The sequence below is a fragment of the Methanoregula sp. genome (genome assembly GCF_035543475.1).
Lineage (GTDB): Archaea > Halobacteriota > Methanomicrobia > Methanomicrobiales > Methanospirillaceae > Methanoregula.
Genome location: NZ_DATKKA010000032.1, coordinates 1 through 22,427, shown reverse-complemented (window position 1 = coordinate 22,427; position 22,427 = coordinate 1). Strand labels below are relative to the sequence as shown.

Below are 22,427 nucleotides of genomic sequence, written 5' to 3'. Positions count from 1 at the left end.
CCGCTGAACTGGCCGCTCTGGGTCTTGTCAGTCGGCTGGAATGATGATGAGTAGACCGTGAAGAGGATGTTGTCACCGACTGCGAGGTTGGTGGTTGCCGTGATGGTGAACTTGTCACCGACGTGCCTGTCGCCAACCGGGGTAACGGTGATAACCGGGGTCTCAACAAGGAGCTGGAGCTTGGTGTAGGTATCATCAACATTCGGGCTGTTGATGGCCGTTACCAGTGCTTCTGCTGCATCGGATCCCTGTAAGCTGCCAGGGCCGCTGAGCGCGAAGTCTTCCGTCTCGGATCCAACTGCACCCTGCGGGACGGTAGTGTTGACGATGGTGTAGGTGGTGGTACCAACTGTATACTGAACCGGGTGAACATCGAATACACCGTTCTGCATCGGGTGCTGGACGACGATGAAGTACTGGCCTGCATACAGGTCAGATGTGGTTGCGCCCTTGACTTCGTACGAGAACGAGGAGTCAGAGTTCACTGCTTCGGTCGCGTAGATGTACTTGTTCTTGCCGAGGATCCAGATTGCAACACCGAGCGAGGGCTGGCCCTCTGCGGTACCGGTGACGTAGACCGGGTCACCCTGGGCAACGGTGGACTGAGAGGCAGTTGCACTGACGAACGGCTTCTTGATGATGATGGAAACCGTGCCGTAAGCTGCGTTGTTCAGGTTGTTTGCATCGTTAGCCTGGCTGACTGCATAGACCGTGTAGGTTCCTGCGTCAAGCGCAACGTCTGCGGTTCCCCAGTTCCAGGACCAGGTGTTGTCGCCATTGACAGCAACGTTCTGGAATGTGGCGGGGATACCATTGATTACACCCAGTGCAGATGCAGTGGTGTATTGGTAGTTCCTCGGGTCGTTGGTTAACCCAATGGGAGTACCCTGCGTAGGCAGGTTGGGACCGGTGATGAACAGGTAGGTGGTCTGCGACTCGGTGTTGGTACCGGAGAACTGGACCTCTTCGCCGAGGTAGTAGCTCTGGGAGCCGGCGGCCACGATGGTGACTGCGCCCTTCTGAACCTGTACCTTTACCTCATCGTACTTGTAGCCGGTTGCACTGCCGAAGTTCTGCTCGACACGGATGGTGTACTGCTGGGCCTTGGTCCAGTTGGTTGTAGTCCACTGGACAGTTCTTGTACCGGTCTGGTCGAGAGTTACGTTGGCATACTCATAGGTACCATTGCCGAGAGCAGCTGAAGTACCTGAAACAGAGCTGCCGCTAGCTACATCGGTGTAGATCGCGACACCATTCTGGTACACGTATGCACCGTTGTTCGAGAACGGATTCCCAGTATCTACAGGCACAAACTTGGTACTAGTGGTAATTGCCGGGTCCTGCATGATACCTGCCTGGTTCGGGGTAATGATGGGCGGCTGGTTGTCATAGGTGCCATCCATTGAGCTGGTGCCCTTTACCCACAGGTGGTAAACCGCGTTCGGCTTGCCGGTGATGGTGACCGAGAACGGCTTGCTGCGGACAACAGAGTCGACGTTCGCTGAGATCGAGACCGTGTTGGACGCGATGGTAACGGTTGCGGGCTGGCTGACCGTCTTGCCGGTGTAGGTTGCGCCACCGTTCAGGTAGTTGTCCTTCATGCCGTTAAGCCGGGACTCCGCGATAACCGTGTAGACACCGGCCGGGTAGGCATTCTGTCCGGTTGCATCGACTGCACCGGTCGACCAGTTGGGTGCATAGTTACCTGCAGCGGGAACTCCGCCGTTAGAGGTACCCCAGAACCATAGCGGGAGGGTTACATTCTGCTGGGTAATGGACTTGGTAGTCAGGTCAGTGGTGTTGGAGTACAGTGCGGTGTACGTGTTTCCGGATGCACTCTTCACCTTGATATCAACGTTACCCGTGGTGTTGACGTTGGCCGTGAACTGATCCGATTCACGCTTGGTCGGGTCGAGTGCTGCCTGCAGGTTCGTGTTGATACGGAACGCGAGGTAGTCACCCTGGATCACGGTACCGCTGGTTACGGTCGTGCCAGTGTTGAGGTCCCAGACATCGATAGAGAGGGTCGGGTCGTAGGCATTGAAGATTGCCGGCTTGGTATCCCATGCACCACCTGTGACACCATACCAGTTGCCCGGGTAGTTCCCGAAGGCAGCGGGTGAGACATAGAGTGAGTTCAGGTTAAGGGTGTTCAGGGGATAAGAAACCGTCGGGTTGGTTGTACTGAGATCCGCTGCGGATGCCCACCAGCCGATGGCGTCGTCAGTGCCGAGAGCCGTGGTCATCGCGGTTGTCGACAGGTTCAACTGCTGTTCTCCAATATACACTACTGCGCCAGGGGCAATGACAGTGTTGTTGACATCGTAGTACGTTGCCGATACCGGCAGTACTGCAACAAGCACCAGTGCCACGAGTGCAATAAGTGCAATCGTTAATCGCTTAGTCATTCAATTTCCTCCAAAGGTTACATCATACATTTCAAGCCGGAGAACCGTTTCGACATTTGCCGAATAACGATTCTACGAGCCCCATACTCCGTTTAAACGGAATATGGAGGAATATTTGTAAAAGAGCCAATATATCCTTTGTGGTTGGAAGTATCCCCCATTCCGGGGCAGAAAATAAGCGCTTTCTTCATTTTACCGCTAATCTATAGTTTTTCTAGCGTCCCGGATGCAACATGCATTCCCCGCCCCTTGTTCCGGCCATTTTATAGCCACAGGGTATTTCGCGCATGTCTATACCACTAATATCTTGAGGTCATTTACTTATGCAGTACTATTATAGTACCAATGGCTGCAAGGCGTAAATAATTACATTATATGTACACTACAATATAGGTACAACTCAATCCCTTATTCGCCCTCCATCCAATCCGAACACGAAACGACTGCCACCACGGAGCGTATTGCAACACATATATGATCCTGGCGCCAACCTCTGTTTCATGAGAGTTATCCGGGCCCCGTCGATCGGGTACGCACACGAACAGGTCGTTAAAATGATCCTGGAAAAAGGCCGGGTTCTCCAGACTGAAGATGATGAGGCCACGGTAGAATTCGAGGAGGTGGCCCTGCAGATCGATACTCCGCTTACCGGGCCGCTTGTGAGTCCCCACTCCCGGTTCCAGCATAAATTTGTTGAACAGTACGCAACCGACCTTCTCCATGGATCCCACGCTTCATTTGAATACGATTACCACGGCAGGCTCTTTGACTGGGGAGAACGGCTTTCCGTTGACAGTGTTCCTGTGCATGTTGACCAGATCGAATACATTGCAAGCAAACTCCGGCAGTCCCCGGTGAGCCGGCGGGCCATTGCTATCACATGGAACCCAGTCATCGATGAGAATCTTGATGACTGTCCCTGCCTACAGCTCGTTCAGTGCGTACTCCGCTACGGGAAGCTGGCCATGCGGGTGATCTTCCGGAGCAACGATATGCTCACCGCAGCCGGGGCGAACATGTATGCGCTTGTCCAGCTCCAGAAATCCATCGCGGACCGCCTTGGCGTGCAGTGCGGCACATATACCCACATATCCCTCGTTCCTCACATCTATTATCTCCGGGATATGCACGATATCGAACCATTCTGCGGAAAAGGAAAATATATCCAACCGGTGCAGGAAGTCTGCCGGGCATGCGGGCGCTGCAGTCGATCAAAGAGCGGGTAAAATACCGGTCCCCGGAAGCGAAAGCCGTCACCTTAATTAGGCTCCAGCCTCAAAAAGAATGAGGCAACATAGCCCGGTAGTGTAGCGGTCAATCATGCGAGACTCTGGATCTCGCGACAGCAGTTCGAATCTGCTCCGGGCTACTCTTTTTGTTCCTGATTCTTTCGCCGTTATGCAATTTTGTAATGCATGCTGCAGGTTTATCCCACGGGATAATCAGGCAATTCGGAGTCAAACAAAAATGTAGAAACGTATTTCGTTGTGAGTTTTCATGATCCGATTCATTGCAGGATGAGACTGTTTTATGCAATCAGTGCAGACAGAAGGCATCCGATAAAGATCGCACCAAAGGTCCCGGCACCACCAATACTGATCCGTGGCACTTCAAGCTCACCAACGTGGGGAAGATGTGCAATATTGGCGCCGAGCAGAGTTCCAATCGTCACACTGACAAACGCGATAACTCCCGCAGAAAGCCCGGGTCCCCCGGCAAGAAGAATACCACAGAGGAGCGCCGCAAGGCCGGGAATAAAGAGCGGGGCCCGAATTCCTACCCCGACTACGGGACGGGTCGTCGCGTAGGCCATAGCAGCGACCAACAGAATCCCGGCAGTGATCCGGAGGTACATCATCTCTCCGCTAATCACCGGCGCAGCCCGGTCCAGAAGGTAGGCTGACAGTATGAGGGGAAGGACCGCCCCGCCCACGTTCACCGCAATGGTCGTCTCCCACAACCCACCATTTTCGCCGGGGGTGAAGGCTTCGGGGAACTGCCCGGTATGAGGCATCCTGATGGTCTCCCGCCGGATCTTCCAGACGGGGATGTCGACAAAGCTGCAGAGCAGAATCAGGATGACGAGCGCTGTGGCGGTAAGCCACGAGAGCCCGACCAGACCGGTAATTGCTTTCCCGGCAAGACCGAGGAAGAGGAGCGGTACAATGATGACAATGAGCCCGATGATTGCGAGCAGGGCGATAAGGGTCAGGGGACCGGCTGAATAAACTCGGATGTTGTCTGGCATGGTATTTTTTCCGGACACAGGTAAGCGCTATCTGGTGCACACAATGGCCGCATGGTCCTGGTGGTAGGGGGCAAGCCAGGTGCTCGTACTTACTGTGATCCCGGCGGAGATGAGGATATCGAGTGTATCCCGGAAGACTTCTTCCGGTTCCTTACGGATATCCACGCTCCGGGTCTTGAGCATGAGGATAAGGTGTCCGCCGGGCTTGAGGAATGCACAGTTCGCAAGGGCGATCGCTGCCTGATCGGGCTGGGCAACGTCCTGATAGAGGAGATCCACGGATTCAACGAGCGGTGCATACTGCTCCGGGCGGGAGGCATCCGCCATGATCGGCATGACAGTTTTGCGCCGGCGCGCCACTTCGAGCAGATCCTGCATCGGGCGCGGTGCAAACTCCACGGCATACACAACCTCCACGTAATCGGCAACATGGGAGACCGTGGTCCCGTTTGCTGCGCCGAGGTAGAGAACCTTCATATCCGAGGTCAGATCAATGGTGGTTCCTACACGGTACAGTGCGGCAAATTTGCTCCGGAACGGGTCCCAGACCCGGTACCCGTCCAGCATACGCTCACCATAGACACCGCCCTCTCCTTTTGAGACCAGGACATCTCCGATAAGGATCATACTTGATCATCCTCCGGGCCGGCTCCCGTTCGATCAATGCGTGCCTGGGCATCCTCGATAAAGGCGGGATCCAAACACCCCCGATAATAGTCCAGCCGGGCAGCAATCGCCAGTTTTCCCGCAAGCACGCGGGAGACTTTTCCTCTCACCTCGCGGGGAGCGTTATGCACCCGACGGTGCTGGAAGATAATTCCATGCTTGGGTGCGGGGGCCTTTGTCCGGATATGCGCAAAAAGCGCAGTCCTGGCCCCAAGTACCTGGATCGCGCTTGCGGGCAGGCGGGAAAGTTCCTTTAAGCCCCCCGCCTGGGAGAGGAGTCGTGCCGCGACCAGACCCCCGATGAGCGCGCTGGTGTTGGGCATCACCTCGCATGCACGGGCAGACACCTCCTTTGCAAGGGCAGTCCGGGTGTCAGCCAAGCTGGTGATGCCGGTGGCAACCTTCCCGAGCGCTCCTCCTCCCCTACTCTCCCTGCTTCGTTCACTGACGGATCTGACCAGGACATTTGCCGGTGTCCTGCGGTACTTACGTGAGAAAGCAGGATGCCGGATCTGGTACCAGTCCGCCACTCTTTCAGAAAGGAGGTTGATGACCGTGTCCATCTCGTCCAGCGTCCGTACCATCTGGAGCAGTTCCACATCTTTTGACGCATACTGATCCTTTACGGTCTGTTCCGATCCCGCGATACAGACCTTCTGGAGCAGGGCAAGATACTCTGCCCGGTCATGGCAGACCCCGCAGGCCACTGCCTGATGCCAGTCAACCGGTACAATGACATCCGTGCTGGCCCGGATCTCGCGAACGCGGCGGGCATACGCAGCGGCATCACCGGTGAACGGGCTGCATGTTCCCTTATCCACATCGCCAAACCAGCAGGACTGCATGATACAGACTAAGGGGCGCCGGCTAAAAAAAAGAGTCGCTTAAAAACAGCAAACAGGGTTCGCTCCCTCCGCAATCAGAGCCCCGCAACATCAAAAGAGTACAGGATCACCGGGACCATGATTGCCCCCATGCAGTAGACGCGCGAAACATTCACGAGATGCGGGACAAACCCGAGAATTGTGGCAAGGGCAAGGATACAGATCCCAAAAGGACCGGTGAGAATGATACAGAGCGCCACCACAAACAGGATCACGGCGCGATTGAGCCACCTGCCGTTAATATTGTTGAGCCACCCTGCGGAACGGGAGAGCCATATTGTGATCACATAGGCAAGGCAGGCCGCAAGAACCCCCACAACCATCAGCTCGCTCATGGGCGGCAGGGGCAATTCTGCAAGGGCAACCATGACCCCATTTCTCATCCGTGAGAGCGCAAAGAGCGCGGCAAGACCGATGAATGCATTGGCTGTGTTTGCCGCACTCGTCGCAAGGATGTACGCCCTGCGGTCTTTCTCGTACCCGATCACCGAAGCCAGCGCACCATTGGCAGTTGCGGTCGAGAGCCCGGGAAGCCAGCCAACCGCGATCCCTGCCAGGGTTCCCAGGACAGAGCTCTTCACAATGGTTCCGGTCTCCACCCGGAGGCCAAGGAAATGCTGTGCCGGTAAAGATCCCTGTGCCGCAACGAGCAGGACCGAGATCCCAAAGAGACCGGTCAGGAGCGGCATAAGTATGGCAGTCTCTCCCCCGAGGGTATGCCAGCTCAGGAACGCATACCGGAGAGTAAAAACGCCCAGCAGGCCGGAGAGGGAAAAGATCGCAAAAGCCCATCCGGGCGATTCGCTCATCACCATCATGTACCCGATAACAGCCACGATCATAATGCCAATACCCCAGTCAAAGTATGGCTGGAGTGCAGGGAGAAACAGGAAACAGAGAAGGGAGAGAGGGACGGCAAGAATGATGGCGCATGCGCTCCCCAGTGCAGCAATGCGGACAGCCTCCTCCCCGTTTCCTTCAATACAGAGAGCATGCGCCGGGAGAACCGCAAGCGAGGTATCGGCATCTGGGATTCCAAGGAACGTAGCCGGGATACATTCGACAAACGTATGGGTGATCAGGGCGGCAAAGAGCGTCCCGGCAAGGGCAAGAGGCCCGAGCAGATCGAGAAGGAGTACTTGTGCTCCAAGCAGGATACCTGCGAGTGTATTTACATGCACACCCGGTATCAGCCCGCTGATTGCACCAAGAAGGACACCAAGCAGAGTCCCGACCACGATCTCGATCATTATCCAGAAGGTACAAGAGAATGGACATAAATCAACCGAAATGCATACCCTCTTATCATTCCGGGAGGATGAATCCGTAATGAAGATCGCAGTCACCCGTCTTGCAGGAAAAGAGGGCCGGGATAAGGCCCGCTGCGCAGCATTCGGGCACACATGCTATAGTGTTCACCCGCTCCAGTCTGAGGTCCAGGAGGAGGTTGTTTCGGCATTTGCCGGAGCTGTTGACCGCAGGGAGTTTGACTGCATCTTCTTTACGAGTGCGCTGCCGGCAAAGATCCTGGCCCCGCTGCTCAAAAACACTCCACGGGTCATCGCAATCGGACCCGAAACGGCACGGGAGCTGGGGCAATGCGGCATCTCCTGCGAAACCCTTCCCGGGTACTATTCCCGTGACTTTGTCCCGTATCTCGGGGAGTGGATCCGGGGAAAAACAATCGGCCTCCCCCGGGCCGATGTCCCGAATGCCCCCCTTATCAACGCGATCATAAAAGCCGGGGGGATCCCGCGGGAGTTCCGCTGTTACCGGCTTGCGCCCACCAATGAACCGCTCGACCTGTGCCGGGCCGAGGCCGTTCTCTTTACGAGCGCCATGTCATACACGAAGGCCGTCTGGACGCCCCGTCCCGGCCTGCTGGTGATGGCCATTGGGGAAGTCACTGCGGGAGCAATGATGTGCGGAGGAACAGTACCAACGATTGTAGGAGACGGTTCACTGGAAGGCACTCTTATGGCATTGAACAATTACTGCGGGAGGACACGGATCATACGATGACCGCAGCACAGGAATGCGGGGGTGCGGGGAGAGTGCCTGCTGTCCCGCTCCGGCATGGAGCAGGTATTATCGTAATCGACAAACCCAGAGGGCCGTCAAGCCATCAGGTGGCCGCGTGGGTGGGAAAGATGCTCGGCTGCCCGGTTGGCCACGCCGGCACGCTCGACCCCCAGGTCTCGGGCATCCTCCTTGTCATGCTCGGCAACGCCGTGCGCCTTGCGCCGTTGCTCTTGAAGCACGATAAGGAGTATGTCTGCCTCATGAGGCTGCACAAAGAGGTTGATCGCCAGCGCATCGATGCGGTAACAGCAGAATTTTCCGGCCGGATCTACCAGCGCCCGCCCCGGAAGAGTGCAGTCAAGCGCCTGTTACGCATCCGTACCATTAAAAAACTGGAGATCCTCGATGTGCAGGGACGGCTGGTGCTTTTCAGGGTGGAGTGTGATGCGGGTACCTATATCCGCTCGCTCTGCCACCACATGGGCCTCGCACTTGGTACCGGGGCGCATATGCAGGAATTACGCCGCACCCGGTCCGGGGCCTTTGACGAGAAGTGCATGCACACGCTCCACGCGCTGCAGGATGCCTGCTGTGACGCAGCGGACGGGGATCGAACCGCACTGGATACCATGGTGATCTCGGTCAATGCCGCTGTACCTGATCTCCCTGCCGTTACTGTGCGCGACACTGCCATTGATGCGCTCTGCCACGGGGCAGCCCTCGCGGGTGTCGGGGTGATCCATTGCGATGAATTCAGGAAAGACCAGATCGTCACGGTCCTCTCGCAAAAACGGGAATTTATCGGTCTTGGTAAAGCGCTTGCCTCTTCTGCCTCATGGAAACCCGGGACACCCGGCCTGCTTGTTGCCATGACCACGGTTTTCATGGCGCCGGGCACGTATCCCCGGGGCTGGAAGAAACACAGCAGGCCGGAACCGGCCGGTTCAGCCCAGGCCAAAGGATAGCATTAAAAAAATACCCGGCAAATACATGAGATACACTTTTTGCTGAGGTAGTCTAGCGGTAGGGCGCAGGCCTGGAAAGCCTGTGGTGCGAAAGTGCCTCGGGAGTTCAAATCTCCCCCTCAGCGTACCGCTGTTTTCTCTGTTCCCTGCAGGTATTCCGTTATTGAATTCTGGCACCAGCCAAGAGGACCACTCTCACCCTTTCCTTCCCGGCACGGGGGCCCTTTATTCAGTACCGGGAGGAGGGGGTGGGGGGTACCCACCCCCCATGCGGATCAGATACCACCCCCCTCCCCCCCACCGATTTTCTTTTTCAGGAAACTACAGCGTCGTCAGAAATCCTCCCAAAATCACCAGGGGATCCCGAAAACTGCAGAGGGGTACTCCCCCCAAGATCCCGGGAGCACATGTGGGGGGGGGATAAGGGGGGCCTGTATATGTGGAGGGGATCCCCATCCCCCCGCGCTCCGAAAAAGGCGAACCCCCGGAGATCAGGTCCAGCCCGCCCGCAGGGCATCATGGGCAAACGAAACATATTCCGGGACTACCTCAAAGCCAAGGAAGTGCCGGCCTTCGTTGCGGGCCACAACCGCAACCGTGCCCGAACCGAGGAATGGATCGAGAACCAGATCACCGGGATTGCTTGAATACCGGATGATCTTCTGCACTAGCTCCTTGGGGAGTTTGGTCGGGGTCTTCTTCTTTCCCTTCCAGTACTCCCGGTTGATCACCCAGACGTCTTCGGGGTAGTGGTCGAGCTTGTTGAAGGTGTAATGCTTCCTGTCCTTTACCACGAAGAGGATATGGTAGTGGCTGGTGACAAACTTGTTTTTGGTAAACACCCCGAACTGGTACTTCCAGATCAGATGGTTGATCGTAACCAGACCTGCCCCATCGATGCCCTCGAGAATATCGCGGAGCCGGTTCCAGCCGGAGAAAACATACATACTGCCGGAGGGAGAGAGCACCCGGGCTGCCTGTGCCATCCACTGGCGGGTAAATCTGCCATACTCTGCCGCCGGGATCTCCTGGTAACCTTCAATGACGTTCCCCGCGGTCCGGTTGTAGTTGAGCCTCTGTGCGGTAAAATCAATAGCAAAAGGGGGATCGGTTACGATGAGATCGACAGATCCCTTCGGGAGCTGCTCCATGAGTGCACGGGCATCTCCTTCGTATATCGTGTCAGGCTTAAAGGCGCCAAGGGATCCCATCAATCTGCCCTGCCAGCTGCCCGCCCCATCTCGAACGCCCGGACATTTGTCTCAAGAGTCTTTGGCGGGACCAGTTTTTTTACTGCAGCAAGCAGGGATTCGGATTTCAGGGGCATCGACCATGAGGCCGCACCAAGGATTACCACGTTCTGGGCAAGGATACTGCCTGCGTCCGTGGCAATTCTGTCGGCATCGATCATGCAGGGCTTAAAGCGGGAAAGCTGTGCAATGATCTCGTCTTCTGTCGGCACCGGCCCTTTCTGGGTAAAAACGGATGTGGGAAGGACCATGTGCCGGTTGACTACCATCTTTCCCTCTGTCTTGAGATAGTGGGAGTACCGGAGCGCCTCGAGCAGGTCAAAGGAGATCAGGAGGTCGGCTGTACCAGGTACGATCAGCGGACCGTATTGTCCATCAATACGGATGTGAGTCTCGACTGAGCCCCCGCGCTGCGCCATGCCATGCGTCTCTGCCCCCTTCACGGGCCGGCCCTCGATAAGGCACGCCTCTCCAAGGATGTTGGAGGCAAGGATCGTGCCCTGCCCCCCGATACCAACGATCAGGATATCGAAACTCGCGCTCATTTCCGCACCTCGAGGGCTATTGCCCCGACAGGACAGAGCCTGGCGCAGACTGCGCACCCGCTGCACAACTCGTTGATCCGGGCTTTCTCATCCACGAACTCGATCGCCGGGCACCCGAACCGCACGCAGGTGCCGCAGCCGGTACAGATCTCCGGGTTTACCGCATAGCGGCAGCGCTTAACCCCGGCCCGGCGGGCCACGATCACGCACATCTGCTTCGCGATAATCACCTTGACACCCTTTTTCACCTTTGCGGCCGCGAGCACCCGGAGCATGCCGGTCATATCGTAAGGATCGATGGTCTCGACAAATGTCACTCCGCAGGCCCGGCAGATCGCATCAAGAGAGACCGGAGGACTCTCCTCGCCGGTTGCGGTGACCCCGGTGTTCGGGTTGGGCTGGTGGCCGGTCATCGCCGTGATGCGGTTGTCGAGGATGATCACGGTCATGTTTGCACCGTTGTACACCGCATTCATCAGCCCCTGGATCCCCGTGTGCAAAAAGGTCGAGTCACCGATCGTGCAAACCACGTCATGCGATAGATCAGAATGCGCGATCCCGCTCCCGACCGTGATCGAAGCGCCCATGCAGATCGTGGTATCTACGGCGCCCAGCTGGAGCCCCAGCGTGTAGCACCCTATGTCGCTGGGATAGACAGCGGTCGGCCCAAAGACCTTCTTTGCGGCATAAAATGCGGCACGGTGGTGGCAACCGGCGCAGAGGATGGGCGGGCGCAGGGGAAGATTCTGGATGGGTTCGGGAGCGGCAAACGGGCTTTTTTCCAGAAAACCCGCATTTGCCATGATCCCGGCTACTACCGCAGGAGAGAGTTCCCCCTCATACGGCGCATAGCCGTTGATCTTCCCAAAGACCGGCACGCAGCCGGCGACCTGCCGGACCGCCTCTTCGACCACCGGTGCAAGCTCCTCAATGACAAGGATCCTCTCGTGCCGTTGAATAAATTCCCCCAGCCAGGCTTCATCGATAGGGTACGCCCCGATCTTCATAAACGAGACACCGGGGGGCAGGAGTTCCTGCACATAGGATGCCCCGATACCACTGGCAATAATGGCGGTCTTTCCGCTGATGACAGAGTAATTGAGCCCCAGTTCAACAAGACGTTTTTTAAGCGCCGGCTGCTTCTCGTTGAGTTTCTTGTGCAGGACCCGAGTATGGGCCGGGATCACGACATACTGCCGGGGATCTTTGTGGAATTCCCCTTTTCTCGCATTCGGCACAACAGCGCCCAGCGAGACATCACCTTTGGAATGGCAGATCCGGGTGGTGGGACGGAACAATACCGGCAGGCCGAACTCCTCGGAAAGGGCAAACGCGGTGGGTACCATATTGTGCGCTTCCTGCACACCTGCCGGGTCGAGACAGGGAAGCCGGGCGAAATGCGCATAGCACCGGGTATCCTGTTCGTTCTGGGAGCTGTGCGCGAACGGGTCATCGGCGCTCAGGATCACAAGGCCGCCGGTCACCCCGGTGTAGGCGCTTGTCATCAGCGGGTCGGCAGCAACGTTGAGACCCACGTGTTTCATCGTGCAGATCGCCCGCAGGCCGCACCATGCGGCAGCGAGGGCGTTTTCCAGGGCAACTTTCTCGTTCACCGACCATTCCACATAAAAAGACGGGTCTTTCTGTGTACGAAGGACATCGATCACTTCCGATGACGGGGTGCCGGGGTATCCGCTCACAAAACCGATGCCCGATTCAACGCAGGCATGGGCAATTGCTTCATTTCCGAGGAGATAGAGTCGTTCCATGATCCCAGATCCGTTCAGGTACGTAATTTTGGCATGGTGCCCTATAGCATTATCCTGTCAACCGGTGATTCACAACCTATAAAAACTCTGGTGGGATAACTAATAAGGTAAATTTCAGGCAATCCTTTTGGGCCCGTAGCATAGCCCGGTGGTGCGCCCGGCTGATAACCGGGAGGTCATGCGTTCGAATCGCATCGGGCCCATTCCCTGTTTTTAATTGATTTCTTTCCTGCTCCGCAGCTGATACCGTCCCGGAATTTCAGAAAAAGTTCCCAAAAAAGAAGGGTGTCAGGCCCGGGGTTTGGACGCAAACACCAGACCGATCACTTTCTCGAGCGCCGCAACAAGTTCCTGCTCTGATTTCAGGTAATCGTGCATACCCTGGTACAGCATGAACAGGACATCGTACCCGTACCGCTCGATGGCAGTTTTCGGTTCGATCGGGTTAAGGAATGAGTCCGTGAGGAACCCGTCGTTGCTGTACATCAGCTCGTAAAGCCTGCCCCGCTCGGAAAGGACGCAGAACTGGTCAGTGATCTGCTTGGTGGGATCATCAGGGCGGAACGCGGCCGGTTCGGACTTTCCCAGAATGATCATTTTCTCGTTATAGTAATTGGGATCATAGAGCTCGCCTTTGGTATCCTGCTTTCCGATCTTGAGCAGGTTGAGGCCCACCTCCTTGACCACCGGCTTTGCCAGAACGGTCATGCGCTTGAGGAGTTCCGCGTCGTGGCTCCGGATTTCTTCGGATAACTTACTCTCGGTCTTCTTCATCTCCTCAATCATATCAGTCATTTTCTTGAATCCGGCCTCGATCTCATCCATAGCGTAACACCTTTACCTGCCATCCGGCATAAAACAAGAATAGTTTCTGTTTCGGCTATAAAATCACTCGTCTCACTCTCATATCCGCACTTATGGGGGAGCGGCAGAGATGAGATCCCCCATAAAGAAATATATCCGGTCCTTTTTGAGACAGACCTCAGCAACAGTCCCGACCGGCAGGTCCTTACCGATGACGATTCCCTGGTATGTAGCGGTCCGGGCCATGACTGAGCCGGGTCGGAGTTTCTCGGTGACGACGCAGGACAGGCTCATCCCCAGAAAAGGACTGTTGAGCGCGCGGTACTGTTCCTCTGCATATGCGTTCAGGGTCCGGGACCGGTCTTTTTTTACTGCATCCGGAAAGTCCTTCTCTTCAAAGGGTCCGGTGAACGGTCGCGACGAATAACGGGTGACATTGACCTTTGCGGGCCGGATCCGTCCAATCAGGGCAAGGGAACGGGAGAAGTCCTCTTCTGTTTCCCCGGGAAACCCTACGATGAGATCGGTTGCAAGGGAGATATCCGGATATCGCCGGCGGAAAGCGGAGACGATCTCCTCAAACTCCCTGATCGTGTAGTCCCGCCCCATCTGTTGGAGGATATGGTCGGATCCCGACTGGACGGGCAGGTGAACGAACCGGAAGAGCCGATCGCTGGCAAAGGCATCGATCAGGTCGTCAAGAATACAGTAGGCGGTTGCAGGGTTCATCATCCCAACCCGGAGCCTGTAGTGGCCCGGGATGGTACAGAGGTCAGAGAGGAGATCCGGCAGGCGGTGCCCTGTATCCCGGCCCCACGCGCTGGTGTCCTGCGCGGTCAGCTGGATCTCGTACACGCCGGATTCAGCATATGTCCTGATCTTTTCCCGGATCTCCTGCTCCGGAAAACTCTTCAGCGGTCCCCGTGCCATACGGGTGAGGCAGTACGTGCACCGCCCAAGGCACCCCTGCGCTATCTGGACGATCCCTACACTCTCCTTACCGATCGTCCTTATGGATCGGGAGGCCTCGCGGATTGCTTCCGGGGGAATAATGACCGGCGAACAAACGGCGAGGATCGCCTCACGCTGGACAATGGGCATGCAACCGGTGACAAAAAGTGGTTTCTCCCGCAGGGCTGCGAGGCGCCGGAGCATGCGCCGCTCGGTGGGGCCAACGACAGTACAGGTGTTGATGACTACCGCGTCTGCTTCTTCGGGCGTAGAGACACAGGTGCTTCCATACCGTTCGAGCACGGCAACCAGATTGGCCGTATCCCCAAAGTTGTAGCGGCACCCGTACGTTTCGATATAGACCTTTTTGTGTGCAAGCCCGGTGAACAGATCGGCTGGATTGCCGGCTTCCCCGGATCGTTCCCCATCCATATGATTCTCAGGATAATTGGGCTGGAGGCAGTTAAAAGTCGTTTTTCAGGGGATTCCGGGGAGGATAACCATTAATCCATGATACCCATAATCTGTTTACCATGTTACGAATCGGGCTGCTGGGCTGCGGTAATATCGGGCATATCATCGCCCGCCATGCAGAGGGATTTTTGATCCCGGCAGTCTATGACACCATTCCCGAAAGGGCGCAGGAAATTGCAGGCCTCTGCAAAGGGAAGGCCTACGCTGATTTTACCGGATTTCTTGAGGCAGATATCGGGATCGTTGTTGAAGCAGCATCGGTAAGTGCAGCACGGGCACATGCAAAGAATGTTCTCCTGCACCGTAAGAACCTCGTAATCATGAGCGTAGGTGCGCTCACCGATCAGGAATTCAGGGATGAGCTTGTGGCAACTGCACAGCAGACCGGCACAAAGATCTATGTCCCGAGCGGGGCGATTTTCGGTCTGGATAACTTAAAGATCGGACAGATCTCCCCGATCTCAAAACTGCTCCTGAAGACCACCAAGAGCCCGCAGTCGCTTGGCCTCACCGCTCCGGCCCGCCAGCGGATCTTTTCGGGTAAGGCACATGAGTGCATCAAGTCGTACCCCAAGAATGTGAATGTTTCAGTCGCCATGGGCCTTGCCGCCGGCAAGGATGCTGATGTGGAGCTCTGGGTAGATCCGGCGGCGGAAAAGAATGTTCATGAGCTTTTTATCGAGGGTGATTTTGGGGAGACCTACATACGGGTAACCAATGTGCCCAGCCCTGAGAACCCGGCAACCAGTTACCTTGCGGCCCTCTCCATCCTTTCGCTCCTGAAAAACCTCGACAGCCCGCTGATCATCGGGACGTGAAAAGATCAGGAATCCGCTATGGTATCGCTGGAATATCTGCTCAAATTTATTGATGAAGATGCCCCATCGGGAGATTTGACCTCGGATGCCATTATTCCCAACGTGGTCTGCCGGGCAATAATCCGGGCAGAGCAGGATGGCATTGCGGCAGGTCTTGAAGAAGCGGGAACGCTCTTTTCCCATTTCGGCGTTGAAGTGCGGGAGGATACCCGTGATGGTACGATCGTGAAGGAGGGAGAAGTTCTGCTGTCACTCTCGGGCCCGGCGAAGAAGATCCTGCTCGTGGAGCGCACCGCACTCAACATCATCGGCAGGATGAGCGGGATTGCCACGCAGACACGGGCCATGGCCGAGCTGGTGAGGACAGAAAATCCCCGTTGCCGTGTTGCAGGGACACGGAAGACCAGCCCGGGCCTGCGCTTACTTGATAAAAAGGCAATCACGTTGGGCGGGGGGGATCCCCACAGAACGGGACTGAGCGATGGCGTGCTCATCAAGGATAATCACCTGGTTCTTGTTTCTGTCAGCGATGCGATTGAGCGTGCGAAGGCAGGCAGCGCTTACCGGAAGATCGAGATCGAGGTGGAAAGCGCACAGGGCGCCCTTGCCGCCGCCCGGTCAGGCGCCGATATCCTGCTTCTCGATAACATGTCACCCGAAGAAGTCCGGAAAACCATCGCCGAGATCAAAGCAGCCGGCCTCCGGGACCGTATTACCATCGAGCTCTCGGGAGGTATTACCGCAGAGACGATCCGGGAGTACGCACGGACAGGCGCTGACCTGATCAGTCTCGGGGCACTCACCCACACGGTCAGGAACTTCTCGGTAACGCTTGAGATCCTTTCCGAATAATCACCGCAGACTACCGGGTTTACTCTTCTTTATTATCCCCGGCCCAGTCACAATGTTAATCATCCTTTATAGCGTACGGTGGGCCTGAGGAGAGCGGAGATGGAGACGCCCGGGGATCCTGCACCGGCACCTGAAAGGAAAAACGACCTCATCGAGACCAAAAGTCTGCGGGTGCAGGAATATATCCGCATGCTCAAAAGCCCGTATCTCCATTTTCGCTGGCATGCGGCAGAAGCGCTTGGAGAAGAGAGGGACCCCGCAGCGGTCGGGCCGTTGATCGAGGCATTGAAGGATCCGTACGTGGATGTCGCGTGGCTCGCGGCCAAATCCCTCGGGATGATTGGTGATCCCCGGGCAGTCGATCCTCTTCTCGGGCTTCTGAAATCAGAGGAGAAGTGGCTCCGTACCGGCGCTGCCTGGGGGCTGGGGAAGCTCCGTGACAGGCGTGCCGTTGAACCGCTGATACTTCTGCTGTCCGATCCGAAGCGCGGGGTCAGGAAAGCGGCAGCAGGGGCATTGGGTGAGATCGGTGACGATCGTGCGGCACCGGCACTTACCAGCGCACTCAAGGATCCTGATGACGGGGTCCGCACCGCAGCACAACAGGCGCTTGATGCTCTTGCAAAGGCACAAACAGTACCTGCGGGGACCGCCCAGTAGCAAGTGTCTCATTGGCTGAGACCTGATGCACACTCACGATCTCTCAACAATATCATCAGCTGAGCTGACCAGTATCTCTTTTTTTCCCCGGTAAGTCTGGACCGTCCCGTAGAGTGAAACGGGAGTCCCCCGGGCAAAGGCCCGGTCGCCGGCAACTGCAGCAGGGATAAAAACAGTGACATTATTGACGGAGAGCATGAGATGGCCGCCGTTAGAAAGGGCCGTTACCTGGTCGATGTTTCCCGAGAGACTGACCAGCGTTCCGTCCGCGGACTGGTCGCTATAAACCGATGCAAACGGCCCTTTCCCAATCTGGACAAGCACGACATGGGCAACGATGACCGCGACAGCGACCGCGATCAACAAGATGATCGCCACCCGTTCCTGGCGCCCAAACATACCTGATGGTTGTAACCGGGGTTATAAATTACCGACAGATTGATATGTTAACACTGTTAACATTACAACCATGTATCAGCAAACCTTACCACCCTCCTCGCGGACGGTCCTTGCGATACTGGACAGCGGGGGTGCCATGACCCACAAAGATCTGGTCGAGAAGAGCAGACTTGCCCCGCGTACCGTGAGGTATGCCTTAAAGAAGCTCAAGGAGCGCCATCTCATCATCGAGAAGTTTAACTTCCGTGATGCACGGCAGATTATCTATCAGAACAGACAGGTAATGTCCCCGGAATCCCAGCCTGCACTCGTATGACCAAGCACACCTGCACGCTCATGCACTGCGACAGCATGGTACGGAACCTCCTACCTCCCATGAGAGCGGAGATGGTGTTCCGGCTCGTTAACAACCAGGGCCTCAGCCAGAGCGATGCAGCAAAAAGACTTGGTGTCACCCGTGCCGCGGTTTCCCAGTACATGAGCAGAAAGAGAGGGTACGGGGCTGTTGAACTGTCATCCGAACTCGATGCGATGATCGATCGCTGGGCGCTCGCCGTGATTACCGGAGAGAGCGATATCAATCTCTGTGACGTGTGCCAGTGCGCACTAAAAAAATTCTGACAGTCACCAGAAACCCGCCACATCGCCGGTTCTGGCTGTGGTTCTTGTTTTCGCAGGTTTTTTCGGCGAGCCCGGGCATTCCTCTTCCGATTAAATCCCTCATTACCGGAGATGCCGGTGGTAATAGAGGAGCAGGAGCAGGCCGATTACCGTAGCGACACCGGCAATTTTCAGGTAATCCGTCGGAGGGTGGGGTGAACGCACCGCAGGACTCCAGTCCGCATCGAAAACGGTGCGGAAATATCCGGCCACTTCCGGCTGTTCAATGATAACACCGGCTTCCCGGTTGAAACCGGGGGAGTTTGTGTTCCAGTTGATGCTGCTTACGAGCACTGCCCGGTCATCGACAATAACCCCCTTGTTATGGATCTTCTCAAGACCGGTCGCTTCAAGATCCGCACAGCGTGCCTCCAGCGGCAGGTGTTCGGCGGCCGCGAGCCGGTTGATGAGAGCCACCATCTCGTCATTGTCGGCTTCATCCGCCGTGTTATACCAATAGGAGTCGAGGAGGACCCTCACGTTCACCCCGCGCCGTGATGCATTGATCGCCGTCGCAAGGTAGGGATTCAGGCGGGTCTTTGATTCGTTGGTGATGTAGGCCTGCTGAATTTCGATGCTTTCCTGTGCAGAATCAAGGAGATCCGTGATCCCGGCGCTGGTATCCGGGGCGATGACCGGCGTCACCCGTGCCCCGGTAAACCTTGCAGGTTCAAAAACCACCTGCCGCGAAACGATGGTGGAGTTTTCTCCGGGTCCGGCCGTCCCATACACCGGTGTAATAGCTGAACCTGATGTATCGGTCTGGTACAGGTCCTTAAAATAGGCTGCAAGACGGGGATCTTCCATCACGACTCCCCAGCCCCGGTTTCCGGTCTCCCCTGCAACCGGAAAGCCGCTGTGCCCGAAATTTTCGCTGGTCACCAGCACCTCCCGGTCGTCGATGACCACATACTTCGCATGATCATACCGGTATGGCGCGTGCCCTCCTTCCGGCGCAGTCATGGCAAATACCGGAACACCGCTCTGGTTCAGAGTGAAGATCGCGGATTTTTCCGGAAGTGGGATCCCCCCTACCGGTCCACCTTCGACAAGAATCTCCACGTCCACCCCGCGCTTCTTGGCGTCAATGAGTGTGCCAGTGATGGATGTACCGGTAAGTTCGTAGACATTCACCAGCACCCGGTGCTCTGCTGATGCAACCACTCCGGAAAACACCTCAAGAGAGTTGTCAGGTGAGACAAATGCGGTAATCGTAACATTCTCAAAGCTCGCACGGGTCAGGCGCGACTGTCCGAGCATGAGCGGCCGCGGATCCCAGGTACCGTTTTCGAGAAAATGCACCTGCCCCTGCCGGGGAGTCACATCCCCGGGCCAGGTTATCTTCTGCACCAGCCGGGTGTTCTCGTAGACCCGCAGTTCATCGCCTGTGTTGGCAAGCCGCAGGTGTGTCCCGGAGACAACATCAGGGACATCAGGTGAATTATCCTGCCATTCAAAATCCGGATACTTCCCGTGCGTCTTTTCAAAGGCGGGGCCGTTTCGTGCTATCGTGAGGGTCCCCTCAATAAGGGTCCCGTGAGGAAACCGGAAACCACCGTGGTTATCGGAGATGGCGACATCGTCAAGCGACCCGTGGCCTGACAGGACGATGTACTCATCGGCGTCATCGGCAAGATAGGGATCCGGGCAGAATTCGATGATCTGCACGGCACCGCAGGACAGGATACAGATGCAGAGGAGCAGGAGTGCAGCAAGCAGGCGGGGAAAAGACACAATGTTTTCCCTTTTTAATAGTCAGGGCATATAATGGTTGGGAGATGTAATTGCAGGCGTACATTTTGCAGAGTGAAAACCCTCCCCCATTTACTGTTGTAAAAGTGGGAGGAAGTCTTGCATCCCGTTGTGCAGATATCATGCCGGTTCTCCTGTCTGCCCACAGGCCCCTGCTGATTGTCCCGGGAGGCGGAATTTTTGCCGACATCGTCCGGCAATCGGGAGCCGATGGCGATGCAGCCCACTGGATGGCCTGTGCAGCCATGGACCAGTACGGCTGGATGCTTGCAGCACAGGGAGTAAAAACCACGACAAGAATTGCACGACCAAAAAACCCGCAAATTCTTCTCCCTTACTGCGCGTTACGCAGGTTCGACCCCCTGCCCCATTCCTGGGAGGTAACCTCGGATACCATCGCGGCATGGATCGCTGGAAGGCTTGGCGGCAATCTTCTCCTCCTCAAATCCGTGGATGGCATAACCGATGCCGGAAGACTGGTGGCACAGATAGAAAAGCCCGTGGCTACCGATGTGGTTGATCCCTTATTCATCCCCTACGTGCTCGAACACCGGATTCCGACCTTTATCCTCAACGGTGCCGATACGGTACGGGTGGAACAATGGCTGCGAGGGGAGCGGGTCCGCAGTACCGGCATTTGTACAACCTTTTAAAGGTACTAAAAGAGATACTATAGGAATCCATAGCAAGGAAGCGGATATTATGTCAGATAAAAAGTGTACATCCTGCAGCGCTCCGCTTGCAGAAGAGGGCTCAACCGTGTTTGCGTGCCCTGCGTGCGGCGTCGAGATCACCCGGTGCTACCGGTGCAGGGAGCAGAGTATTCCCTACGTCTGCCCGAAATGCGGATTCGGGGGACCGTAAGGCATGGGAAGCGTTGCCGTTATCCTCAGGGTTATGCCGGAATCCCCGGATGTTGACCTCGAGAAACTCAAAAAGGCACTCAAAGAAAGCCTGCCCGGCATCCAGGATATCAAGGAAGAGCCGATCGGCTTTGGTCTCAAGGCAATCAAGCTTGCCGCGATCGTGAATGATGCCGGTGGCGAAACGGATGCCCTCGAGGGGAAGCTGAATGCAATCCCCGGTGTTGAGCGGGCAGAAATTATAGAAGTAACGCTTACCTGAGACCGGGATTTTTCTTATCCCTGTTCCTGTTTTTCCTCATCCTCAAACTGTTTAAAAAGAACGATTACACGCGGGATTTTTTCTGCCGTTTCGGCGCAGGCCCGATCTCCTTGTCATTTTCCAGTTCTCCGACGATCTGGTGGATGGTTGCACGGATTTTCTCGACCGATTCCCGGTAGGCAATTACCTCGGATTCATCGATCCTGATCGTTACGGGGAACGCACCGTTCCTGTTGATCCGGGCCGGGACACCGATACAGACCCCACCGATGCCGTGGACCTCGCTCTTCACGTACGCGGATACTGTCAGGATCCGGTTTTCATCGCCAAGGACGGTCTTGACCAGCGTTGCTATTGCTTCGCCGGGACCATAGACTGTTGAGCCTTTGTTCTTGATGATCTGCTCACCGCTCGACTTCACGGACTGGATAAAGTCCTGCACCGGCAGGTGTGCAAATGCCGGCAGGTTGGAGATCTTGATTCCGCCGATCGTGGTCGCTGACCAGAGCGGCACCATGCTGTCCCCATGTTCTCCGATAATGCGGGTATGGACCTCGCTGACGTGCACTTTGAAGTAACTTGCAATGAGGGCTTTGAGTCGCATCGAATCAAGGTGTGTGCCAAGGCCAAAGACCTGGTTGGGTTTCAGGCCCGAATATTTCAGGGCAACACAGGTCATCACATCGACAGGATTGGTCACCATGATGATCTTGGTATCCGGTGCAATGGTACCGATCGTCTTTGCCATCGGGGCAATAATTCGTGCATTCCCGAGCGCGAGATCAAGACGGTTCTGCCCCGGTCCGCGGGGAGTGCCGGCAGTAATGACGACGATATCCGATCCGGCTACGTCCTTGAGGTTGGTGGTCCAGGTGACCCTGATATTAGTCCCCCGTGCCGCAAAAGAATCGGCAAAATCCTGGGCAAGCCCCTTTAAAAAAGCCTCACGCCCTTCGCGGCCGTACAGCAGGATCTCATGGACATGGGGATCGACAGAAACTGCGTAAGCGGCAAACGTGCCGACATTGCCGGTGGCACCGATAATGGTGACTTTGGACATGGTATCACGAGAAGCGGGGACGTGTCATCGGTCGACTGTACGTTGCTCCTTTCACCAAAGTACCCATCCTCCGCCCCGTTACCCCATGGGCGCCGGATGTCTGCGGTAAGTCTGC

General features: G+C 56.3%; 24 protein-coding genes and 3 tRNA genes. 14 read left to right on the top strand and 13 right to left on the bottom strand.

What is annotated here, in order from left to right; genetic code table 11:
* The coding region (locus tag VMS83_RS10555) for an MEMAR_RS02690 family S-layer glycoprotein (protein ID WP_325412562.1) at positions 1–2,408 on the bottom strand (2,408 nt) is incomplete at its 3' end.
* Positions 2,409–2,908: 500 nt separating this feature from the next.
* Between VMS83_RS10555 and VMS83_RS10550 the strand changes: the two genes are divergently transcribed.
* Both VMS83_RS10550 and VMS83_RS10545 read left to right on the top strand, forming a co-directional pair.
* Complete coding sequence (locus VMS83_RS10550; protein WP_325412560.1) at positions 2,909–3,634, top strand: thymidylate synthase; 726 nt, start codon at positions 2,909–2,911, stop codon at positions 3,632–3,634.
* Positions 3,635–3,704: 70 nt separating this feature from the next.
* Positions 3,705–3,777, top strand: a tRNA-Gln gene (locus tag VMS83_RS10545).
* A 159-nt stretch (positions 3,778–3,936) separates the two neighbouring features.
* Here the strand turns inward: VMS83_RS10545 and VMS83_RS10540 are convergent.
* From VMS83_RS10540 to VMS83_RS10525, 4 genes are all read right to left on the bottom strand, one after another.
* On the bottom strand, positions 3,937–4,656 hold the full coding sequence (locus tag VMS83_RS10540; protein WP_325412558.1) for a DUF1614 domain-containing protein: 720 nt from the start codon (positions 4,654–4,656) through the stop codon (positions 3,937–3,939).
* 27 nt (positions 4,657–4,683) lie between these two features.
* The gene (locus VMS83_RS10535; protein WP_325412557.1) at positions 4,684–5,283 is read right to left on the bottom strand and encodes a fibrillarin-like rRNA/tRNA 2'-O-methyltransferase; all 600 of its coding nucleotides are present in this window, start codon (positions 5,281–5,283) and stop codon (positions 4,684–4,686) included.
* Positions 5,280–6,167 carry an NOP5/NOP56 family protein gene (locus VMS83_RS10530; RefSeq protein WP_325412555.1) on the bottom strand — a complete coding sequence of 296 codons (888 nt, stop codon included), beginning with the start codon at positions 6,165–6,167 and terminating at the stop codon, positions 5,280–5,282. Before VMS83_RS10530 ends, VMS83_RS10535 begins: the two co-directional genes overlap by 4 nt.
* A gap of 74 nt (positions 6,168–6,241) precedes the next feature.
* Positions 6,242–7,456, bottom strand: coding sequence for a tripartite tricarboxylate transporter permease (locus VMS83_RS10525; RefSeq protein WP_325412553.1), 1,215 nt, complete (start codon positions 7,454–7,456; stop codon positions 6,242–6,244).
* Between the two features lie 79 nt (positions 7,457–7,535).
* Between VMS83_RS10525 and VMS83_RS10520 the strand changes: the two genes are divergently transcribed.
* The 3 genes from VMS83_RS10520 to VMS83_RS10510 all read left to right on the top strand — a co-directional run bounded on the left by VMS83_RS10520 (position 7,536) and on the right by VMS83_RS10510 (position 9,318).
* Entirely contained in the window at positions 7,536–8,228 is a 693-nt protein-coding gene (locus VMS83_RS10520; protein WP_325412551.1) for a uroporphyrinogen-III synthase, read from the top strand.
* Positions 8,225–9,193, top strand: coding sequence for an RNA-guided pseudouridylation complex pseudouridine synthase subunit Cbf5 (locus VMS83_RS10515; protein ID WP_325412549.1), 969 nt, complete (start codon positions 8,225–8,227; stop codon positions 9,191–9,193). Before VMS83_RS10520 ends, VMS83_RS10515 begins: the two co-directional genes overlap by 4 nt.
* A 41-nt stretch (positions 9,194–9,234) precedes the next feature.
* Positions 9,235–9,318: transfer RNA gene (locus VMS83_RS10510), tRNA-Ser, on the top strand.
* 366 nt (positions 9,319–9,684) lie between these two features.
* Here VMS83_RS10510 and VMS83_RS10505 read toward each other — a convergent pair.
* The 3 genes from VMS83_RS10505 to iorA are packed head-to-tail and all read right to left on the bottom strand — an operon-like array spanning position 9,685 to position 12,757.
* Positions 9,685–10,404, bottom strand: coding sequence for a site-specific DNA-methyltransferase (locus tag VMS83_RS10505; RefSeq protein WP_325412547.1), 720 nt, complete (start codon positions 10,402–10,404; stop codon positions 9,685–9,687).
* Positions 10,404–10,988, bottom strand: coding sequence for an indolepyruvate oxidoreductase subunit beta (locus VMS83_RS10500; protein WP_325412545.1), 585 nt, complete (start codon positions 10,986–10,988; stop codon positions 10,404–10,406). The genes VMS83_RS10505 and VMS83_RS10500 overlap by 1 nt, the downstream gene beginning before the upstream one ends.
* Positions 10,985–12,757 (bottom strand): indolepyruvate ferredoxin oxidoreductase subunit alpha, encoded by a 1,773-nt coding sequence (gene iorA / locus VMS83_RS10495; protein ID WP_325412543.1) that lies wholly within the window; start codon positions 12,755–12,757, stop codon positions 10,985–10,987. The genes VMS83_RS10500 and iorA overlap by 4 nt, the downstream gene beginning before the upstream one ends.
* Positions 12,758–12,886: 129 nt before the next feature.
* Here iorA and VMS83_RS10490 point away from each other — a divergent pair.
* Positions 12,887–12,960 (top strand) — tRNA-Ile (locus tag VMS83_RS10490).
* An 85-nt stretch (positions 12,961–13,045) separates the two neighbouring features.
* Here VMS83_RS10490 and VMS83_RS10485 read toward each other — a convergent pair.
* Together VMS83_RS10485 and VMS83_RS10480 are read right to left on the bottom strand one after the other, a co-directional pair.
* On the bottom strand, positions 13,046–13,582 hold the full coding sequence (locus tag VMS83_RS10485) for a hypothetical protein (protein WP_325412541.1): 537 nt from the start codon (positions 13,580–13,582) through the stop codon (positions 13,046–13,048).
* 90 nt (positions 13,583–13,672) lie between these two features.
* Complete coding sequence (locus VMS83_RS10480) at positions 13,673–14,944, bottom strand: MiaB/RimO family radical SAM methylthiotransferase (protein ID WP_325412539.1); 1,272 nt, start codon at positions 14,942–14,944, stop codon at positions 13,673–13,675.
* A gap of 101 nt (positions 14,945–15,045) precedes the next feature.
* On the opposite strand from VMS83_RS10480, the gene nadX reads away from it, so the two are divergent.
* From nadX to VMS83_RS10465, 3 genes are all read left to right on the top strand, one after another.
* Positions 15,046–15,804 (top strand): aspartate dehydrogenase, encoded by a 759-nt coding sequence (gene nadX / locus VMS83_RS10475; RefSeq protein ID WP_325412538.1) that lies wholly within the window; start codon positions 15,046–15,048, stop codon positions 15,802–15,804.
* 18 nt (positions 15,805–15,822) lie between these two features.
* A complete protein-coding gene (nadC, locus tag VMS83_RS10470) occupies positions 15,823–16,656 on the top strand; it encodes a carboxylating nicotinate-nucleotide diphosphorylase (RefSeq protein ID WP_325412536.1) in 834 nt (277 codons plus the stop codon).
* Between the two features lie 99 nt (positions 16,657–16,755).
* Positions 16,756–17,316, top strand: coding sequence for a HEAT repeat domain-containing protein (locus VMS83_RS10465; protein ID WP_325412534.1), 561 nt, complete (start codon positions 16,756–16,758; stop codon positions 17,314–17,316).
* Positions 17,317–17,349: 33 nt separating this feature from the next.
* Here VMS83_RS10465 and VMS83_RS10460 read toward each other — a convergent pair whose 3' ends face one another.
* The gene (locus tag VMS83_RS10460) at positions 17,350–17,715 is read right to left on the bottom strand and encodes a hypothetical protein (RefSeq protein WP_325412533.1); all 366 of its coding nucleotides are present in this window, start codon (positions 17,713–17,715) and stop codon (positions 17,350–17,352) included.
* Between the two features lie 70 nt (positions 17,716–17,785).
* On the opposite strand from VMS83_RS10460, the gene VMS83_RS10455 reads away from it, so the two are divergent.
* Together VMS83_RS10455 and VMS83_RS10450 are read left to right on the top strand one after the other, a co-directional pair.
* Positions 17,786–18,031, top strand: coding sequence for a helix-turn-helix domain-containing protein (locus VMS83_RS10455; protein WP_325412531.1), 246 nt, complete (start codon positions 17,786–17,788; stop codon positions 18,029–18,031).
* Positions 18,028–18,336: a transcriptional regulator gene (locus tag VMS83_RS10450; RefSeq protein WP_325412530.1), complete on the top strand. Its 309-nt coding sequence runs from the start codon at positions 18,028–18,030 to the stop codon at positions 18,334–18,336. The genes VMS83_RS10455 and VMS83_RS10450 overlap by 4 nt, the downstream gene beginning before the upstream one ends.
* 102 nt (positions 18,337–18,438) lie before the next feature.
* Here the strand turns inward: VMS83_RS10450 and VMS83_RS10445 are convergent, their stop codons facing one another.
* Complete coding sequence (locus VMS83_RS10445; protein WP_325412528.1) at positions 18,439–20,109, bottom strand: phospholipase D-like domain-containing protein; 1,671 nt, start codon at positions 20,107–20,109, stop codon at positions 18,439–18,441.
* Between the two features lie 140 nt (positions 20,110–20,249).
* Between VMS83_RS10445 and VMS83_RS10440 the strand changes: the two genes are divergently transcribed.
* The 3 genes from VMS83_RS10440 to VMS83_RS10430 are packed head-to-tail and all read left to right on the top strand — an operon-like array spanning position 20,250 to position 21,252.
* On the top strand, positions 20,250–20,780 hold the full coding sequence (locus VMS83_RS10440; RefSeq protein ID WP_325412526.1) for a uridylate kinase: 531 nt from the start codon (positions 20,250–20,252) through the stop codon (positions 20,778–20,780).
* 49 nt (positions 20,781–20,829) lie between these two features.
* Positions 20,830–20,991 carry a zinc finger domain-containing protein gene (locus tag VMS83_RS10435; protein ID WP_292425735.1) on the top strand — a complete coding sequence of 54 codons (162 nt, stop codon included), beginning with the start codon at positions 20,830–20,832 and terminating at the stop codon, positions 20,989–20,991.
* 3 nt (positions 20,992–20,994) lie between these two features.
* Entirely contained in the window at positions 20,995–21,252 is a 258-nt protein-coding gene (locus tag VMS83_RS10430) for an elongation factor 1-beta (RefSeq protein WP_325412522.1), read from the top strand.
* A 64-nt stretch (positions 21,253–21,316) separates the two neighbouring features.
* On the opposite strand, the gene VMS83_RS10425 is transcribed toward VMS83_RS10430, so the two are convergent.
* Positions 21,317–22,312, bottom strand: a complete 996-nt coding sequence (locus VMS83_RS10425) for a malate dehydrogenase (protein ID WP_325412520.1) — start codon at positions 22,310–22,312, stop codon at positions 21,317–21,319.
* Positions 22,313–22,427 lie beyond the last annotated feature (115 nt).